Here is a 17,257-nt window from a genome sequence, read left to right on the forward strand (position 1 = left end):
CTCCGGCGCGGCGCCCCGCTCTGGAAGGCTCGTCATCGCAGATCCCACCGTCCCGAAAGCTGGGCCCCCGATGACCTCGCAGTCACTCCTTTCCGGCACCACCGTGTCCTCGCAGGCCGCGCAGGTCCTGCGTGCCCTCGCGCTCGACGAGGGCCTCAAGTGGCGCATCCCCGAGGACCCGGTCCTCGGCCCGCCGGCCCGCAAGGCCGCCCGGCGCTACACGGCCGGCGAGACCCTGTCCGACGCGGTCGAGCGGGCGAAGGCCGTCCTCGCGGCCGGCCATCGCGTGAACGTCGAGTACATGGGCGAGAGCTGCCGTGACCCGCGGCAGGCCGTCGAGGAGACCGAGGTCTTCTTCGACGCCGCACGACTGCTGCCGGCCGGCTGCTCGATCTCCCTGGACCTCTCCCACATCGGCCTTGCCGTCTCCGACGAGCTCGCCCTGGCCAACGCCCGCCGACTGGCACAGGCCACGGCGGACACCGGCCGGGAGATGATGATCTCCGCCGAGGGCTCCGATCGCACGGACGCCGTGCTGGCCGTGCACCGCGCCCTGTGCGCGTCCTTCGACCACGTGGGCGTCACGATCCAGGCCAGGTTGCACCGCACCGCCGAGGACCTGCCCCGGCTCCTCGCCCTGCCCGGGCGCATCCGCCTGGTGAAGGGCGCGTTCCTCGAACCCGAGAGCGTCGCCCATCCGCGCGAGGCCCCCGCACTCGCCACCGCCTACCTCGGCTACGCGCAGCGCCTGGCCGACTCGGGCCACCCGTGTTCCTTCGCCACCCACGACCGGGATCTCATCCGCCGCATCGACCACCACCTCGACGGAAGGGCGTCCACCGCTGCTCCCTGGGAGTTCGAGACCCTCCTCGGGCTCGGCCCCGACCGCCTGGACGCCATGGCCGAGCGGGGCCACCCCACCCGCGAGTACCTCGTCTTCGGTACCGAATGGTGGCTCTACGTCTGCAACAGGATCGCCGAGGATCCCCAGCGCCTGCTCCAGGCCCTCGTCGACGCCGCTGCGTGACCGCCTTCGGCCTGCTGCGGGACCGATCGAAGGGGGCTTGCCGGCGATGGAAGAGGCATCGGACTTGGTTCGCGCTGTGGAGGAGGCTTGGGCGGACGTCCCTGCTCCACGCCTCGCGGACCTGCGACTCGGCGGTTGGAACCGGTCCCAGGAGGAGGCTGACGCCTTCGTCGGTGTGAAGCCCGTGGAGGTCGACGTCGACTCCGTGGGATTCCTCGCGGCCACGCCCCTCCTCGACCTGCCCCCGCAGGCCGCCGCGGCCTGTCTCGGCAGCTTTCTGCGCGCACTGGTGCGGAGCCTCCACGAGCAGAAGGTGGTGGGGTTCTTCGAGGATCCGCTGACGAGGGCCCATGTCGTCACCTGCTTGAAGGACCAGGGCTTCTGGGACGAGGTGATCAGGCCTCACCTGTCGGGGAAGCGCCTGGAGGTGCTCCTGGCGGTGATCGACTACATGGTGCGGGAACGGAGGGATCTGGCACTCGACGCCGCGGACGTCAGGACACTTCGGGCGCGCGCGTCCGGTCTCCCGTAGGGGTGACGACCGGCCTTCCACGCGTGCTTGCGAGACGGTTGAACGCGCGGACGGTCACCGGCACCGACGCCCCCGCCGTCCTCCGGGCCCCGTCGCCGGCGCCGCCCCGGGAAGGCGGCAGGAAGCCGACGGGAGGGCCGACGGGGAGTCAGGCAGGCAGCCGACCGTCGGGGAATCCCTGCGGTTCCCCCGGGATCCCCCCTGTGTGCCGGTTTCGGTGTCGGCGCCGCACCGCCTCCGCCGCGAGCAGTGCGGCCGGGACGCCCGCGGCCGGCACCGTCCACCACGGCAGGTCGGCCCAGAACGCGAGCACCACGGGCACGCCGCAGGCGAGCAGCGTCCAGAGGGAGAGCGGCCGGGCGAGGGCGGCGGTGCCGGGGCGGCCGGTGAACCGCAGTGCGCCCAGGACGGCGGCGAGCACCGCCAGCAGCGCCGCGAAGGTGCCCACCCCGGCGGTGAACTGCGCCTCGTCGCGGGGCTCGTCGGCGGAGGCCTGCGCGACGCCGGCCCGCTCCAGGCGCATCACCCGGCCGCGCCACACCGTGCCGTCCACCCGGTCGCCGGGCTTCAGGTCGTCCAGCAGCGGCCCGGCGTCGCCGAACGGCACGTTGCCGCTCCAGAGCGGCGCGCCGTCCAGCGTCGCCCGGAACTCGGAGCTCTTGCCGGCGTGCCGGACGACCGTGCCGCGGACGGTGAACGGCACGGTGCGCACGCACTCCTCGCCCGCCGTGCCCGGGCTCCCGGCCGGGCAGGCCGCGGCGGCCGTGTACGAGCGGTAGCGCTCGGCGTCGTCCGGCAGCATGACGGCGAACAGGTACCAGGCGGCCGCCGCCGGGGCCAGTGCCGCCGCGGCGAGCAGCGCGCCGCCGGTGCGGGTCCACGGTGAGGGACGGTGGGTCATGACGGTTCTCCCCCCGGTCCGGTGCGTGGCCGGAACCCCCGGGGTGCCGTCGCCGGGGCGTGCCGCCCCGCCCCTTCCGGGGTCGGACGGTGCCGGACGGCCGGAACGCCGGACGGTGTCGCAGTTCTCGGAATGTGTCCGGAGTTCGCTGAAGCCCGGTGCGCAGTGGGTACGGCCCGAGGGGGCCGGGGCCGGCGTGAGGGGCGGCCGGTACGGGGCCGCGGCCGGGTCGGCGGCGTGCCGAGGGGCCTCGCGTCGAGTGCCACGCACATCACCCCCGGACCGGCCCGCGGACACAGCTGTCCCTTGTTCGCCGACCAGGCTTCCCGGCACTCCTTCGTGCAAGCTACCGGACTCCGACCCGCCTTCGCATGCCGGTTCGCCGGGGCGCCCGGTCCGGCCCAGGGCCTCCGGCCCGTCGTCGGGCAGGCGTCGGGCAGGCGTCGCGCCGCGCCGGAACCGCCGGGGGCCGCCCGTCCTGCCCGGCGCGGACGGCGCCGTCCTCCGTACCGGGCTCGGCTCAGTCCTGCTCTTCGCCGCTGACCGCGGCTTCGTAGGCGAGCAAGGTGTCGACGAACAGCTTGCGCTGATCCGGCGTCAGGGGGGCCAGGGTCTTGCGCCACGCGGCCGCGCCCGGGGCGAGCCAGGAGGTGATCGCGGGTTGCTGCTCGGCGGCGATGCCGATGATCCGCCGACGGCGGTCCGCCTCGTCCTCGCGCCGTTCCAGGATTCCCTTCCGGCTCAGGTCGCCGACCAGCAGGCTCACCGTCGTCGGTGCGACCTGCAGTCGAGCCGCCAGGTCGTTGACGGTCATCGGCCCGTCGAAGAGCAGGTAGGAGAGCAGCGAGAGGTGGCGCGGCGCGAGTGCGAAGGACTGCAGCGCCTCGGGGACGGGGATCTTCTTGACCCGGCCCACCATCCGGGGCATGAGCAGCAGCAGGGCCCTGACGGTGTCGTCGACCCCACTCCCGCCGCCCTCTGTCGCGTCGTGCGCCGTGGGCCTTGACATGGCACACCCCTTCATCATTATCTTTGTAGTCAAAGGTACTTTGCTGGCAAAGCCAGGTGCCTTCATCCTATGTACCGCGTGAACGGAGTTGCCACCATGCCGCACTTCACCGTGCACATCCGCGAAGAAGCCCTCGACGGGACGGTAGAACCGAAGTTGATCAGCGCCCTGGCCGACGCGGTCGGAGCCGTCTACGGCAAGGAGTTCCGCCGCCTCGTCGGGGTGGACCTGATCGGCATCCCGCAGCACCGGCGCGGCATCGGCGGCGAACCGGTCGACCACGACGCACCGCTCGTCACGCTCAGCATGCGCGAGGCCGCGTACCACGTGCCCGAGGTCCCGGACGCCCCCGCCCGCCTGGTCGCCACCACGACCGACGCACTGGTCGACGTCTTCGGCGAGGCCGTCCGCGAGCAGGTCATCGTGACGATCGTCGGCGTCCCCGACGGCCGCACCGGCGTCGCCGGCTCGGTGGCCTGACACGCGTGCGCAGGCCGGCGGCGCTCACCCCGGCCTGCGCACGCGCCCCCGGCCAGGTCAGGCTGGGTCAGGTCGGGCCAGGTCAGGCCAGGTCAGGCCAGGCCGGGGGCGGGAGCGCGGGCGCCGCGGAATGGCAGCATGGCCCCATGGATGCAGCGGATCTCGGGGAGTTCGTCGTACGTCGTGCCGGGGAGTCGGAGGCGGACGCGCTCGTCGCCGTCGACTCGGTCGCGGCCGGAGGGGACGGGGAACGGGCGGCGAGCATCCGACGGTGGTGCCGCCAGGGGCTGGTCCTCGTCGCGGCGGACGCCTCCGGCCCGCTCGGCTACTGCGTGACCGATTACACGTTCTTCGAGCAGGGCTTCGTCACGATGCTGATGGTCGCACCGTCCGCCCGTGGCACGGGCGTCGGCCGTCGGCTGCTGGACGCCGCGGCGGCCGGCTGCGAGACCCCGAAGCTGTTCACCTCGACCAACGTCTCCAACCAGCCGATGCAGCGACTGCTGCGACGAGCCGGGTGGGAGCCGGCCGGCCTCCTCCACGGCCTCGACGAGGGCGACCCCGAACTGTTCTACCTCTGCCGGCCGCAGCCCGGTGCGCTGCGCCCCTGACCCGTGCCGTGGCGGCCGCCGCGCGGAGTCCTCGCGTGGGACCGGGGAACGCGCCCGTGCGGCCGCCGTTGCACGAGCGGGCCCCGGTCGTGGTGGAGTGGGAGTGGAGGGCCGGAGTGGGAGCCGGAGTGGGGGCGGAGTGGGAGTGCGGGGCGGTCAGGGCTTGAGTGCGACGGCGGCGTAGGCCGAGGTCTGGGCGTCGGTGATCTCCGGGTGGGGCCGCGCCGGGTCGGGGCGCCAGCGGTGGGTCGCCACCAGGCCGGGCGGAAGGACCTCCCAGCCGGCGAAGAAGCGGTCGACCTCCTCGCGCGTGCGCATCCGGATCCGGGTGCCGGCCGCCGCGTAGACCTGGGCGACGCGCTCCGTCTCGGCCGGGGCGAAGTCCGGTGTGCCGTGGCTGATCACGAGCGCGCTGCCCGGGGCGAGCGCCGCCTTCAGCCGCTCGACCACGGCCCGCGCCCTGTCGTCGTCCGGCACGAAGTGCAGGAGCGCCACCAGGCTGAGCGCCACCGGCCGGGCGAGGTCGAGGGTGGCGCCGACCTCGTCGGACCCCAGGACCGCTTCCGGGGCGTGCACGTCGGCCTGGAGGTACGCGGTGCGCCCGCCCGGGGTGGACCGCAGCAGCGCCTGGGCGTGGGCGTAGACGATCGGGTCGTTGTCGGTGTAGACCACCCGCGCCCGCGGGTTGACCTGCTGGGCGACCTCGTGGAGGTTGGGGCTGGTGGGGATGCCGGTCCCGATGTCGAGGAACTGGTCGATCCCCAGGCCGGCCAGCACCCGGGTGGAGCGGTGCATGAACGACCGGTTCGCGCGCGCGGCCGCCGGTGCCCACGGGAACACCGCCAGGGCCTGCCCGGCGGCCTCCCGGTCCGGCTCGAAGTTGGTGGTGCCGCCGAGGAAGTAGTCGTACATCCGCGCCGAGTGCGCCCGGTGCAGCTGCAGATCGACCTCGTCGTCGTCGGCGTTGCGGCTGCCTGTCGTCATTTCTCCCCCTGATCCGCCACGTTGGACCCCTCGCGCCACCGGTGCGCCATGCGGAGCGCGCCCGGGGCGCGCCAGGGCGCACCCCCCGGTGGAGAGTTGTGCCCACGGTAGGCGTCCGGCAACCGGAGGCGGCCGGAGGCCGCTGCCCGTGATCGCCGTTTCGACCGTGTCCAACCTATGCCAAAGGGATGTGACTGCCAATCAGGTCCTGTGGTAGTCGTTCTACTACTGTCAGTCAGTATTCGGGGGCGCACCGTTGCACGTGGGGGGACCTCCTGCGCTTGCATGTCCCAAGAGGGCTCAGGAGTTCCCCTGGCCCGCACTCGGCGGCTCGGCCGCACAGGGGGAGGACCGACATGACGATCGACCGGCAGGCGCCGCCCCGCGAGGGCAGGCGCAGGGGAGGGCAGGCCATGAACGACAGCAGCGCACCGGACGGCGCCCGCTTGCGGCTGACTTTCGAGGCGTTCTGCGCCACCCACGAGCGCGCGTGGGGCGCGTTCGCCCGCACGCAGGTCGGCGCCCACCACGACGCCGCCGAGCTGGTCGTCGCCGACATGAAGGGGCACCTGCGCCGCAACTGGTCCCTCGCGCTGCGCCAGGAGATCCCCGCCGCCTACGCCTGGCGCCTGCTGAAGGAGCACATCGGGGCCTGGCTCGACACGCAGAGCCAGCCCGCCGCGGTGCAGACCGCGGCGATGGACGCGGTGATCGCCCACTTCTGCCGCCAGGCCTGCCTGAGCCTGGAGAACCTGCCCGAGCAGATTGGCCTGCTCACCGCGATCCTCGGCCTCCCCGAGCGCCAGCGCGACATCATGATCCTCACCTACTGCCTGGACCTCGACGACGACGAGGCCGCCGCCTACCTCGGAACGCCCCCCACCACCCTGCGGTCCAACCGCCGCCACGCCCGCCGCCGCCTCGCGACGGCGATCGGCCGGCCCGACCTCGCGGACAAGGACGTCGCGGACAGGGACGTCGCGGACAGGGACGTCGCGGACAGGGACCGCGCCGACAAGGACAAGGAGACCCGGTGAAGCCCCATCTCGACCACGGAAGTCTGTCCTCCTGGCTCGAAGGGGACCCGGCCACCGTGCCGTGGACGGGCGGCCCGCCCCCGGCGGAGGTCTTCACCGGAACCGCGGCCGCGCCCCCCACGCAGCCGCCCCGGGTGACCGCCGCGCCGCCCCCCTTCCCCTCCGCGTGCGAGCAGGCCGCCCACGAACTCGGCCTCGCCACCGCGCTGGTCCTCAACGCCCCCCAGGCCGGCACGTCGTTGGAGCAGTTGGTCAACAGCCCCCAGATCCACCCCGAAGGGGCCCTGGTGCTCGCCTGCCTGCTCGCGGTCACCGACCGGGCGGACGCCGCGCAGTTCTGGTGGCAGTTCGCGGCCGGCTCCGGCAGCGCGACCGCCGCCTACCTCCTCCACCTCCACCACCAGCAGTTGGGCGAGACCCGGGACGCCGCCTACTGGCGCGCCCAGGCGGAGACGCTGGCCGACGGCTCCCGGAGCGGGGCCGCGCGCAGCGGCCCGGTGAGCCCGCTGCTGCCCGAACGGGTGCGGCACGACATCCTGACCCGCTGTCACGCCGGGCTCCACCCGCGACTGCCCGTCCACCTCGAAGCGGCGATCAACCGGCTGGCCGTGGACTGCGACGACGAGGACTTCGGCGAGATCCCCCGGCCCTCCGACAGCCTCGGCAGCGACCTGGCCGCCAGCCGGTAGCTCGGGGCCGGGAGGTGGCCCGGGGCGGGGCCGGGAGGTGGCCCGGGGCCGCAAGGTGGTCCGGGGCGGGGCACCGCCCCGTTCGCTCAGGGGCGGTCGCCCGCCCTCAACTCGGTGGCGATCTGGCGCCGGCCGGACACCAACGCCTCCAGGACCACCCCGGCACAGATCAGCAGCGCCAGGCCCGCGGTGGGCAGCAGCACCGGCAGCAGCAGCGGTGTGAGCACCTCGCCGACCTCGGAGCCGAGCAGCAGCGACAGGTCGAACGACGGCCCGAGCAGCCCGACCGCCGCCGTCGCGACCAGTCCGCCGAACACCGCCGCCACCAGGGTCTGCGGGATGGTCTCGGTGATGATCAGCGCCAGCCCCTGGCGGGGCCGCAGGCCCATGGTACGCAGCCGGGCGAGCAGCGCCGCACGGTCGGGGGAGGTCCGCAGCAGCGTCAGCAGGACGGCGAGCAGGGCGAATCCGGCGCCGGCGGCGACCGAGGTCCAGAACAGCCGCCCGGCGGAGCGCTGGATCGGGTCGGCGGCCAGTTCGGCGGCCACCTCGCTGCTGGAGCGCACCTTGAAACCGGCGGGCACGCGGCCGCGGTCCTTGCTGACGGTCCGGGCCTCCTCGCGCAGGAGGGCGGCCACGCCCGTCACCTCGGTCAGACCGTGCTCCAGGAACAGCGACCGCAGGTCGTCCGGGGCGATGTCGCCGACGGCGAGCCAGCCGTTGGCCTCCGCGAGCCCGGGCAGCCGTGCGGTCGCGGGCCCGGCGGGCAGGACGACGAACTGGCGGACGGCGTCCGGGATCGCGGGTGTGGCGTCGACGCGGCCCACGACGCTGGTGAGCAGTTCGCCGCTGGGGACGCGCAGCCGGTGCCGGGCCCCGGACAGCTCCTCGGCGAGCCCCGCGCTGAAGAGCGCGGGGACCGGGGCGTCGGGGCCGCCGGGAGCGCCGTCCAGCAGGGCGGGGTCGAAGGCGCCGGCGCCGGCGGTCCGGGCGATCTCCGCGTACGCCCGGGGCTCGGCCACCACCAGGTTGACCTGGACGGCGGTCCCGGTCGTGCGGAGCACGTAGGCCAGCCCCTCGACGCGGACCGCGGTGGAGGTGCGCACGCCGGGCAGGGCCGGGGCGGCCGAGGTGAACGCCGCCGGAAGGACGGCGTCGAGCGGCACGGAGACCGCGGCGTCGCCGCCCACCGCCGTCCGGGCCGCCTGCAGTCGTACGTCGTCCAGGGTGGCGAGCACGGTGGCCCCGAAGCCGGCGGTGCTGACGGCGAGCAGCAGGGCGAGCGGCGCCAGCACCGCCGGCCGGCGGCTGCCGGAGGTGTCGCGGGTGGCCCGGGCGAGGCCGAGGAAACCGGTCAGGCCGCGGCCGCGCCGGGCGAGGGCGGCGAGCCGGGACGCCACCACCGGCTGGATGCGGGCCAGCAGGAGTCCGCCGGTGAGCGCGAGCAGCAGCGGGGCCGCGGCCAGCAGCGGGTCGGTGCCGGTGCCGGGTGCGAGGCCGCGGCGGCGGACCTCGGCCACGGCGGCCGCCGTGACGGCCAGGGCGGACAACTCGCCGACGATCCGCCGGCGGCTGCTCCGCCCCCCGGCGGTGCTGGGCCGGTCGGAGTGGAGGGCGGCGCGGACCGGGAAGGCCAGCATCGCGAGCAGGGCGGCGGCCAGCGCCGCGAGTGCGGAGGTTCCCCAGCGGGGGGAGGGGAACAGCGTCAGGGCGAGTGCGACGGCGGCCGCGGCGGCGGGCAGGACGGTCACCGCGCCCTCGCCGAGCAGGCGCAGCAGGATGCCCGCGCGTGAGCCGCCGCGGGCCCGGAGCAGCCGGACCTCGGCGGCGCGCCGGTCGCCGGTGAGGGCGGCGGCCAGGCAGAGCACCACGGCGGCGACGCCCGCGACGCCGGCCGGGCCGATCGCCGCCAGCGGGGCGGCCGCCTCGTACCGGGAGGTGGCGGTCGCGAGGAGCTCGGTCAGGAAGGTGCTGAACTCCAGCTCGTCGCGGTCGGCCACCTTGGCGGCCTCGATGGAGCCGGGGCCGGAAAGGTACGAGGCGAGGGCGGCGCGGGTCTCGTCGAGCCGGTCGGCGCGCAGGGCGTGCGCGTCGATGGGAAGGCGCCAGAAGGCGTGCCCGCCGTCGCCCCAGGCGAGCAGCGCGGACAGGCTGTCGCCGCCGGCGAACCCGGTGGTCACCCATCGGGTGCTGCCGTCGTCGAGCATCTTCAGGCAGGCGCGCGTCGGGCAGGTGAGGACCTCCCAGAAGCGTTCGGCGGGGTCGTTGGCGCGGTAGAGCCCGGTGACCTTGGCGGGGGTCGATCCGCCGTTGTCGACGAGGTCGCCGACCTCGACGCGGATGCTCTCGGCGGCCGCCCGGCTGAGCACGACGGGCAGCGGCTCACCCGGCGCCGCCGGGCCCGGCCAGTCCCCGGCGGTCAGGGTCGCGTGCTCGGCCAGCCCGCCCAGGTACCGCACGGAGAGCATGGCGGGGTCGCCGTGCGGCCGGTCGTACCCGGCGTTGGTCATCGGCCGGTCGAGCCGGGCGGCGGCGCCGTAGTTCTCGCCGTCCGGGGTGAGCGGGAAGTCCGGGTCGATCAGCGCGACCAGGCGGTCGCGCACGGCCTGGAGGGAGGCGCCGGTCTCGTCCTCGCGCAGCGCGGCGCCTCCCTGGAGGGTGGTGCCGTTGACCCCGCGGTCCAGGACGACCCGCTGAAGCGCGCCGTCCGCGCCGCGGTCGGCGGCGCGGGGGAGGGCCACCGCCAGGAAGACGGTGACGAAGGTGAGCGCCGCCATCAGCAGGGCGGCCGCGGGTGCCGCGCGCAGCCGGGTGCGGACCCAGGGCGCGGGGACCGGGGCGTCGGCGGCCGGTGCGCTCCGGGCGCGGCCGCGCAGCAGCCGGCGTACGGCGGGACCCCGCATCGTCGTTCCTCCCCGGGACACCATCCGGAGCCGCACGTCGGTCCGGTCCGGGCACGCGTCGGCGGCACGCACCCACGGGTGCGGGGACGTGGCACAGTGATCACCGGATAGCGGACGATGCTGTCAGATGCGGCCGGGGAACGGAAGGTGCTTGCGCGAATCGATCGGGCGCCGGGTGGATTCCCGGCCCTGACGGGGGATCCGGTGCCCCTTCGGGCATCGCGGTGCCCCTTTCGGCACCCGGGTAGGCGCCCTCCGGACGCGCGCACCGGCTGCGCGCGCCTGCTACGCCCACCTGCGTGGCGAGGGCCACCCGGCGTGGGCCCGTCACCTGGAGGCCGGGGCGCGGGCCGCCCTCAAGCACGGGCTGGCGCATCTGGCCGCCCACCCGCTCGGCTGACCGCGACGGGCCGATGGAAAAGTCGGTGCGAGGCCGGTGCAAGGCCGGTGGGACGGGCCGATGAGACGGGCCGGTACCCGCCCCGGCACACCGAGTGCAGCACCACGACAAGCGGAAGAGGTTGTGCGACATGACAGGTGAGAACACCCACGTGCGGGAGAGCCACCGCGCCGAGGGCCTGGTGGCGGCGCAGGAGAAGGCGATCGCGCTGTTCGCCGAGGTCGAGGCGCGCGGACTGGTGGCGCCGGGCCGCGGGGAGCGGGAGGTGAGCGACCTGATCCGGGACCTCGCCAACGAGATGTTCGGCACCACCAAGCACTGACACAAGCGGATCATCCGCTCCGGCCCCAACACCCTCGCGCCGTACCAGGAGAACCCGCCGGACCGGATCATCGGCACCGACGACATCGCCTTCGCCGACTTCGGCCCGATCTTCGAGGAGTACGAGGCGGACTTCGGCCGCACCTACGTCTTCGGCGACGACCCCCGGAAGCACCGCCTCCTCCACGACCTCCCGCGCGTCTTCGACGCCGGCCGCGCCGCCTTCGCCGCCGACCCGGACATCACCGGCCGGCAGCTGCACGCCGAGGTGGAGCGCCTCGCCGTCGAAGCCGGCTGGACCATCGGCATCTGGCACGCGGGCCACCTGGTCGGCGAGTTCCCGCACGAGACCAACGAGGGCGCCAGGGCCGAGTCCTACATCGCCCCGGAGAACGGCACCGTGCTGCGCCGCACCGACCGGGCGGGCCAGGTCTGCCACTGGATCCTGGAGCTGCACCTCGTCGACCGGGAGGGCGGGTTCGGCGGCTTCTACGAGCAGCTGCTCGACCTGGCGTGACCGCCCGCGCCCGGCACCCCGGCCGCAGGATCGGCCGGGTGGCCCCTCCCGCCAGTCGGAGCCGGGGTCCGCGGGGGAGCGGTGCGGAGCAACCGGTCCGAGGCGCCCGCGCGGCTGGGCCCGGTGGCCGGGGCGGCGGCCAGCTGCGGGTCGACGGTGAGTGCGGTGACGCCCAGCGGCTCGGTGAGGGCGCGAAGGGCGGGCTCGGCGAGGGTGATCCACGGCTGGGCGGCGCCGAGGACGGTGACGAGCTGCTGCTCGGTCGTGAAGGCGACGGCGGTGCGGTCGCCGAGGGGTGTGCGGAAGAGCCGGGCGGCGTGGCCCAGCGAACCCGGCCGGACGGGGACCAGGAGGAGTCCGGCCGGGCCGGGTTCGGAAGGCTCGGGGTCCTCGGAGCACTGACGTCGGTTCATGACTGCCTCCAGGCAGGTACGGAAAGCGTGGACGGAGCCCCGGCCCCCGGCAGCGCCGCCGGCCGGGCTCACACCAGGACCGTATGCCCGACCGCGCCCTCGGCGTCCCGGCCCTTGACGCTTTCATGATCCGGCTGCGCCCGCCCTTGACGCCGTGCTGACGTGCTGACGTGCTGACGTGCTGACGTGCCGGCCCGGCCGGCCGGAGGGCGGGGGTGCGAGGGACCGCGGTGCCAGGGAGCGCGGTGCGAGGGACCGGCTGCGGTAGTGCGTGCCCGGTTGCCCGGCGGCCGGTACGCCCGTTCGCGCCACCGGCGTCAGGAAGGCGTCAAGGACGGCCGCCCGGGCGTAGGCCGCGCGTCAAGGACGGCTGCGCTCGGCCCGCTCCGGGTCTCCACTGGAACCGCGGGCCCGACCGGTGCCCCGCACCCGCATTCGGAAGGAAGCGCCGCCATGAGCGAGACCCGGCTCGTCACCGCCGCCACGAGGCCGCTGCGCGGCGTCGGACAGGCCGTCGCCGTCCTGCCCGGCCGCGCCGATCGCGCGCCGGTCCCCGCAGTCCGCCCGGAGCGCGGCGGGCGTGCGTCCGGGAGCGATGCCGTGGCCGAGCCCGAGGATGGACCGTCCGCGGACGAGGCCCGGCAACTGCGCGAGCGGGCGGCGCACTGCCGGATCGCCATGCGGTACGTCGACTGACACCACCCGCGCCGTGCGCGCGGGTTCGCGTCGCCATCTCCCCGAGATCCCTTCCGCAGGAGCAGTACGCCATGACGAAGCCGTCCACCACCCCGTTCGCCGTCCTTCCGGTGCCCGACCGCCCCGTGTCAGACCTCCCGGTGTCCGGCGTTCCCGCACCCGGCGTTCCCTCGCCCGGCCTCCCGTCCGGTCCGGTGCCCGGCCGTCCGGCCGAAGCGGTCGGCGGCCCCTGGCCGGCCTCGGCCCGCCCGGGGCGCGGCGGAGAGCTGCTGGTCGGCGGCGTGGGCCTCGCCGAGGCCGCCGACCGCTTCGGCACCCCGCTGTACGTCCTGGACGAGGCCGAGGTGCGGATCCGTGCCCGCGCCTACCGGCAGGCCCTGCCGCACGCCGACGTGCTGTACGCCGCCAAGGCGTTCCTGTGCAGCGCGATGGCCGACTGGGTCGCCGAGGAGGGCCTGGGACTGGACGTCTGCTCCTCCGGCGAACTCCGGCTGGCCGCCGCGGCGGGCTTCCCCGCCGGGCGGATTCTGCTGCACGGCAACGCCAAGACGCCGGAGGAGCTGCGGCTCGCCCGTCGGCTGCGGGTCGGCCGGATCGTCATCGACGGCCCCACGGAGATCCCCCGGCTGGCGGCCCTGGTCGCCGCGGACGCCCCGCAGCGGGTGCTGGTCCGGGTGGTCCCGGGGATCGCCGCCGGTCACCACGAGGCGGTGCGGACGGGCGTCGGCGGCCAGAAGTTCGGATTCCCGATCGACGGCGGCGAGGCCGCCGCCGCCGTCGCCCGCGTACTGGGGCAGCCGGGCCTCGAACTGCTCGGCCTGCACTGCCACCTGGGCTCCCAGATCACCGAACTCGGGCCCTACCTCGCCGCCGTGGACACCCTGGTCGGCTTCCTGGCCGGCGTGCGCGACCGCCACGGCGTCGAGCTGCCCGAGCTGGACCTCGGCGGCGGCCACGGCATCCGCTACCTGCCGGGGGACGACGAGCTCGACGTCGCGGACTTCGCCGACCGGGTGACCGCCCGTCTGGCCGAGCGCTGCGCCGCGGCCGGTCTGGCCGTGCCGCGCCTGGTGGTCGAGCCGGGACGCGCGATCGCCGGGCCGGCCGGCGTCGCGGTCTACCGCGTGCTCTCGGTGAAGCACACCGCCGACGGCCGGGTCTTCGCCGCCGTCGACGGCGGCATGAGCGACAACCCGCGGCCCGCCCTGTACGGCGCGCCGTACACCGTCCGGCTGGTCGGCCGGCGCTCCGACGCCCCGTCGGCGCGGGTCGACGTGGTCGGCCGCCACTGCGAGGCCGGCGACGTCCTGGTCCGGGACGCCCGGCTGCCCGGCGACCTGAGGGCCGGTGACCTGCTGGCCGTCCCGGGGGCCGGCGCCTACCAGTTCTCGATGGCCTCCGGCTACAACATGGTCGGCCGTCCGGCCGTCGCCGCCGTCCGGGACGGCCGCGCCCGTCTGCTGATCCGCCGGGAGACCGTCGAGGACTTCCGCGCCCGCGAGGTCGGCCGCTGACGCGGCCGCGGGTACCTGCCCCCCGGCGGCGTCCCGACCCGTGCCCGGACCGCCGACCGCCGACCGCAGGCCGCCGGTTGCCGATCGCCGACGGGCCGGGCCGGCAGGTGGGAAAACGGTTGAGCCCCGGGTGGTCGTGTGGCAGGCTCGCCAGCCTTGACCCGGATCACCGAGTCGTACGACGGCGGGGGCGGCGCCGGTGCACCCCTGATGGCGCGTCCGCTCTCCGCACCGCGCGCTCACAACCGGTGCTCCGGTGTTCCGGTGTTCCGGTGAACAGCACGCGCCATGGAGGGCCGATGACAGCGACCAAGAAGTTCCAGGTCACCTTCGACTGCGCAGAACCCGAGCGCCTCGCCCGGTTCTGGTGCGAGGTGTTGGGGTACGTCGTACCGCCGCCGCCGGAGGGGTTCGCCACGTGGGACGACTTCAGTCGCTCGCAGCCGCCCGAGCAGCGGGATTCGTGGTTCGCCTGCAGTGATCCCTCGGGGGTGGGCCCGCGGCTGTACTTCCAGCGCGTCCCCGAAGGGAAGGCCGCCAAGAACCGGGTGCACCTCGACGTGCGGGTGGGCACCGGGCTCGTGGGCGAGGAGCGCCTCGCCGCGCTGGAGGCCGAATGCGCACGACTGGTCCCGCTCGGCGCGGTACACGTGCAGACGCTGTACGACGGGACCGATTCGTGCATTCCGATGCTGGACATCGAGGGCAACGAGTTCTGCATCGACTGAGGACACGCCCTCGACCTGTCAGGCCTTCGGGCCCGCGGCGCCGCTCCGGTGGGCGGCGCCGCGGGCCGGGGCCCGTGCGTCAGGCCTCCGCGACCGCTTCCAGCGGGCTCAGGGCGGCCGCCCGGCGGACCGGCACGGTTCCGACGGGCGGGCGGGTGCTCCGCGGTGGACGCCGGACGGGCGCACCATGCTGCTGACGAATTGTCAGCAAGTGCCGCGCAGCTCCTTGACGGTGCACCGACACCGCTCTACAAAGCGAAGTGAGCTCCCCGGCGGTCCCCAACCGCCCTGCAGCCGGAGCACGTCCGCCCTCTCGCACCCTCACCGAGATCGAGGCTTCCCATGCGCACTCGCACCTGTCTGGCACTGGCCGCCGCCGCCGCGACGCTCGCCGCCGGCGCCGTCCCTGCCGCCTCCGCCTCCGCCTCGGCGGCCCCTCGCGCGGCCGCCGAGGTCCCCGTGCTGACCACCGGCGGCGCGGGCGGGCCGGCCGTCGCCGTGGGCGACGTCCTGGTCGCACCGCTCGCCGCCGGCACCCGGGCCACCTTCTACTCGGCCACCACCGGCGCCACCGGGGTCAGCTGCGGCGTCTCGCCGTTCACCGCGCGGGTGCTCGCCAACCCCGCCGCGCCGGGGAACGCGACCGAGTCCCTGACCGGGCTGACCTTCGGCTCCTGCACCGCCAACGTCACCGGCGTCACGTCGGTCAAGAGCCTGACGGTCGGCAACCTCGCGTACAACGTCTCGGTCGGGAGCGCCGCGGGCCACCCGGTCGTCCTGACCCCCGGGACGGCGGGGCCGATCCAGGCCTCGGCCGTACTGAACTCCTGGTTCGGCACCATCACCTGCACCTACCAGCTCAGCGGCGCCTTCACGGGCTCCGCGGACAACGCCGCGCACAGCCTGACCTTCCGCAACGAGCACTTCGTCAAGAGCGGCGGGTCGAGCCTCTGCCCCGGCGAGGGGTACTTCTCCGCCACCTACGGGCCGCTGGCCGACACCAGCCAGGCCGGCAGCCCGCTGGTCCACGTGAACTGAGCGCCGGGGCCGGGGACTGGTGCCGGCACCGCAGGCCGGCACCGCAGGCCGCCTCCGACACCCGTCCCCGACGCCCGACGCCCGACGCCCGTCCCCGACGCCCGGCCCCGGCAGGACGGTACGGAGACCACCCGATTACATGCTCGTTCCGCGGGCAGGCGCTCCAGTGGTACGGAACAGCTGAGCCCGTCGATGCGGAAGGAGACTGTTGTGAGCACGGTGAAGGAGTCCATCGACGTGGACGTCCCGCTGCACAACGCCTACAACCAGTGGACGCAGTTCGAGGAGTTCCCGCGCTTCATGGAGGGCGTGGAGGAGGTCCGCCAGACGGACGACCGGCACTGCCACTGGACGACGAAGGTCGCGGGCGCCCGCCGCGAGTTCGACACGGAGATCATCGACCAGCTCCCCGACGAGCGGATCGCGTGGCGCACGGTGGGCGGCGACGTCCAGCAGATGGGCGTCGTGACGTTCCGGCGCCTCGACGACTCCCACACCAGGGTGAGCCTGGCGATGGAGTTCGAGCCGCACGGCATGGCCGAGCGGGCCGGTGCCATGCTCGGCGTCCTGGACCGGCAGGTCAAGGGCGACCTGAAGCGGTTCAAGGGCTTCATCGAGGAGCAGGGGCGGGAGAGCGGCGGCTGGCGCGGCCGCCTGACCCCGGACGGCGCCTCGGACGCGCCGGCCACCGGCGGACCGGCCGGCACCCTCGGCGACGCGCCCCCGCGCGAGACCCCCGGGACCCGGATGACCGGAGAGGGCGCGCCGCCCGCGCCCGAACGGCCGGACGGCCCCCGTCAGGGCTGACGCCGCCGTTGCCGGCGCACCGGCGGCATGGAAGGGCGGGCGGCGCCGGACGGAGCGTCCGGCGCCGCCCGCCCGCAAGGGTCGGTGGACCGCCGCCCGGCTCGGCCGCACCGTCGAGGTGCCGCACGGCGACCGCCACGTCCGCCGCCGGCAGGCGGCAGGGACGCGGACGGTGTCGCAGGCGGTAGGGACGCAGACGGTAGGGACAAGGACATGACTCTCTCCCATCCCGCCACCCGCAGTGACGGCGAGCGGGGCCGGTTCGAGCGGCTCGCCGAAGCCGCCTCCAACCTCACCAGCTCGCCGGCGTTCTCGGTGTTCTGCGTCGTACTGGTGGCCGCCTTCATCGCGGTCCACGCGGCCGGCCTGTCGGCGGAGTGGCAGATCCTCGTGGGCGACACCATGGCGGCGATCACCCTGCTCCTGCTGGCGCTGCTCAAGAACGCCGAGCGTCGCGCGGAGCACGCCGTCCAGCGCAAACTCGACGCGATCGCCGCCGCCCTGCTCGAACAGCACGAGGGCCACGAGGGCGACGCCCACCGGCAGCTCCGGAAGGCGATCCGGATGGAGGAGCGGCTCTGAGAACTCACCGCCCCGCTCGACCGGTGTCGGCCGCGGGCGGTCAGGCCCGGTGCTGCCGGTGCGGTCGC

16 protein-coding genes and 2 pseudogenes are annotated in these 17,257 nt (G+C 75.0%); 13 read left to right on the forward strand and 5 right to left on the reverse strand.

The window, feature by feature from the left end; all coding sequences use genetic code 11:
• Positions 1 to 70 precede the first annotated feature (70 nt).
• Together AC067J_RS29515 and AC067J_RS29520 are read left to right on the forward strand one after the other, a co-directional pair.
• On the forward strand, positions 71 to 1,027 hold the full coding sequence (locus AC067J_RS29515; RefSeq protein ID WP_478304264.1) for a proline dehydrogenase family protein: 957 nt from the start codon (positions 71 to 73) through the stop codon (positions 1,025 to 1,027).
• A 46-nt stretch (positions 1,028 to 1,073) separates the two neighbouring features.
• On the forward strand, positions 1,074 to 1,559 hold the full coding sequence (locus AC067J_RS29520; protein ID WP_478304266.1) for a hypothetical protein: 486 nt from the start codon (positions 1,074 to 1,076) through the stop codon (positions 1,557 to 1,559).
• A 148-nt stretch (positions 1,560 to 1,707) separates the two neighbouring features.
• Here AC067J_RS29520 and AC067J_RS29525 read toward each other — a convergent pair whose 3' ends face one another.
• Positions 1,708 to 2,460, reverse strand: coding sequence for a hypothetical protein (locus tag AC067J_RS29525; protein ID WP_478304268.1), 753 nt, complete (start codon positions 2,458 to 2,460; stop codon positions 1,708 to 1,710).
• A gap of 520 nt (positions 2,461 to 2,980) precedes the next feature.
• Entirely contained in the window at positions 2,981 to 3,469 is a 489-nt protein-coding gene (locus AC067J_RS29530; RefSeq protein WP_478304270.1) for a MarR family transcriptional regulator, read from the reverse strand.
• A gap of 78 nt (positions 3,470 to 3,547) precedes the next feature.
• Between AC067J_RS29530 and AC067J_RS29535 the strand changes: the two genes are divergently transcribed.
• Together AC067J_RS29535 and AC067J_RS29540 are read left to right on the forward strand one after the other, a co-directional pair.
• Positions 3,548 to 3,949, forward strand: a complete 402-nt coding sequence (locus AC067J_RS29535; protein WP_478304272.1) for a hypothetical protein — start codon at positions 3,548 to 3,550, stop codon at positions 3,947 to 3,949.
• Between the two features lie 146 nt (positions 3,950 to 4,095).
• Positions 4,096 to 4,560, forward strand: coding sequence for an N-acetyltransferase family protein (locus tag AC067J_RS29540; RefSeq protein WP_478304274.1), 465 nt, complete (start codon positions 4,096 to 4,098; stop codon positions 4,558 to 4,560).
• A 156-nt stretch (positions 4,561 to 4,716) separates the two neighbouring features.
• Here AC067J_RS29540 and AC067J_RS29545 read toward each other — a convergent pair whose 3' ends face one another.
• On the reverse strand, positions 4,717 to 5,544 hold the full coding sequence (locus AC067J_RS29545; protein ID WP_478304275.1) for an SAM-dependent methyltransferase: 828 nt from the start codon (positions 5,542 to 5,544) through the stop codon (positions 4,717 to 4,719).
• A 413-nt stretch (positions 5,545 to 5,957) separates the two neighbouring features.
• Here AC067J_RS29545 and AC067J_RS29550 point away from each other — a divergent pair, with 413 nt between their 5' ends.
• Positions 5,958 to 6,581 (forward strand): sigma factor-like helix-turn-helix DNA-binding protein, encoded by a 624-nt coding sequence (locus AC067J_RS29550; protein ID WP_478304277.1) that lies wholly within the window; start codon positions 5,958 to 5,960, stop codon positions 6,579 to 6,581.
• Complete coding sequence (locus AC067J_RS29555; protein ID WP_478304279.1) at positions 6,578 to 7,270, forward strand: hypothetical protein; 693 nt, start codon at positions 6,578 to 6,580, stop codon at positions 7,268 to 7,270. The genes AC067J_RS29550 and AC067J_RS29555 overlap by 4 nt, the downstream gene beginning before the upstream one ends.
• 86 nt (positions 7,271 to 7,356) lie before the next feature.
• On the opposite strand, the gene AC067J_RS29560 is transcribed toward AC067J_RS29555, so the two are convergent.
• Positions 7,357 to 10,173: a hypothetical protein gene (locus AC067J_RS29560; protein WP_478304281.1), complete on the reverse strand. Its 2,817-nt coding sequence runs from the start codon at positions 10,171 to 10,173 to the stop codon at positions 7,357 to 7,359.
• A gap of 530 nt (positions 10,174 to 10,703) precedes the next feature.
• On the opposite strand from AC067J_RS29560, the pseudogene AC067J_RS29565 reads away from it, so the two are divergent.
• A pseudogene (locus AC067J_RS29565) lies at positions 10,704 to 11,411 on the forward strand (M24 family metallopeptidase).
• Here AC067J_RS29565 and AC067J_RS29570 read toward each other — a convergent pair.
• Positions 11,384 to 11,824 carry an SAV_915 family protein gene (locus AC067J_RS29570; RefSeq protein ID WP_478304283.1) on the reverse strand — a complete coding sequence of 147 codons (441 nt, stop codon included), beginning with the start codon at positions 11,822 to 11,824 and terminating at the stop codon, positions 11,384 to 11,386. The pseudogene AC067J_RS29565 and the gene AC067J_RS29570 overlap by 28 nt on opposite strands.
• Before the next feature lie 453 nt (positions 11,825 to 12,277).
• On the opposite strand from AC067J_RS29570, the gene AC067J_RS29575 reads away from it, so the two are divergent.
• The 6 genes and pseudogenes from AC067J_RS29575 to AC067J_RS29600 all read left to right on the forward strand — a co-directional run bounded on the left by AC067J_RS29575 (position 12,278) and on the right by AC067J_RS29600 (position 17,189).
• Positions 12,278 to 12,520: a hypothetical protein gene (locus AC067J_RS29575; RefSeq protein WP_478304285.1), complete on the forward strand. Its 243-nt coding sequence runs from the start codon at positions 12,278 to 12,280 to the stop codon at positions 12,518 to 12,520.
• A gap of 71 nt (positions 12,521 to 12,591) precedes the next feature.
• A complete protein-coding gene (gene lysA / locus AC067J_RS29580; RefSeq protein ID WP_478304286.1) occupies positions 12,592 to 14,034 on the forward strand; it encodes a diaminopimelate decarboxylase in 1,443 nt (480 codons plus the stop codon).
• Positions 14,035 to 14,333: 299 nt separating this feature from the next.
• Positions 14,334 to 14,762, forward strand: a complete 429-nt coding sequence (locus tag AC067J_RS29585; RefSeq protein ID WP_478304288.1) for a VOC family protein — start codon at positions 14,334 to 14,336, stop codon at positions 14,760 to 14,762.
• A gap of 342 nt (positions 14,763 to 15,104) precedes the next feature.
• Entirely contained in the window at positions 15,105 to 15,800 is a 696-nt protein-coding gene (locus tag AC067J_RS29590) for a Tat pathway signal sequence domain protein (protein WP_478304290.1), read from the forward strand.
• Positions 15,801 to 16,010: 210 nt separating this feature from the next.
• A pseudogene (locus AC067J_RS29595) lies at positions 16,011 to 16,463 on the forward strand (SRPBCC family protein); the annotation flags it as partial.
• A gap of 357 nt (positions 16,464 to 16,820) precedes the next feature.
• On the forward strand, positions 16,821 to 17,189 hold the full coding sequence (locus AC067J_RS29600; protein ID WP_478304292.1) for a low affinity iron permease family protein: 369 nt from the start codon (positions 16,821 to 16,823) through the stop codon (positions 17,187 to 17,189).
• The last annotated feature ends 68 nt before the right edge of the window (positions 17,190 to 17,257 follow it).

It is taken from the genome of Kitasatospora sp. NPDC042419, assembly GCF_056437345.1.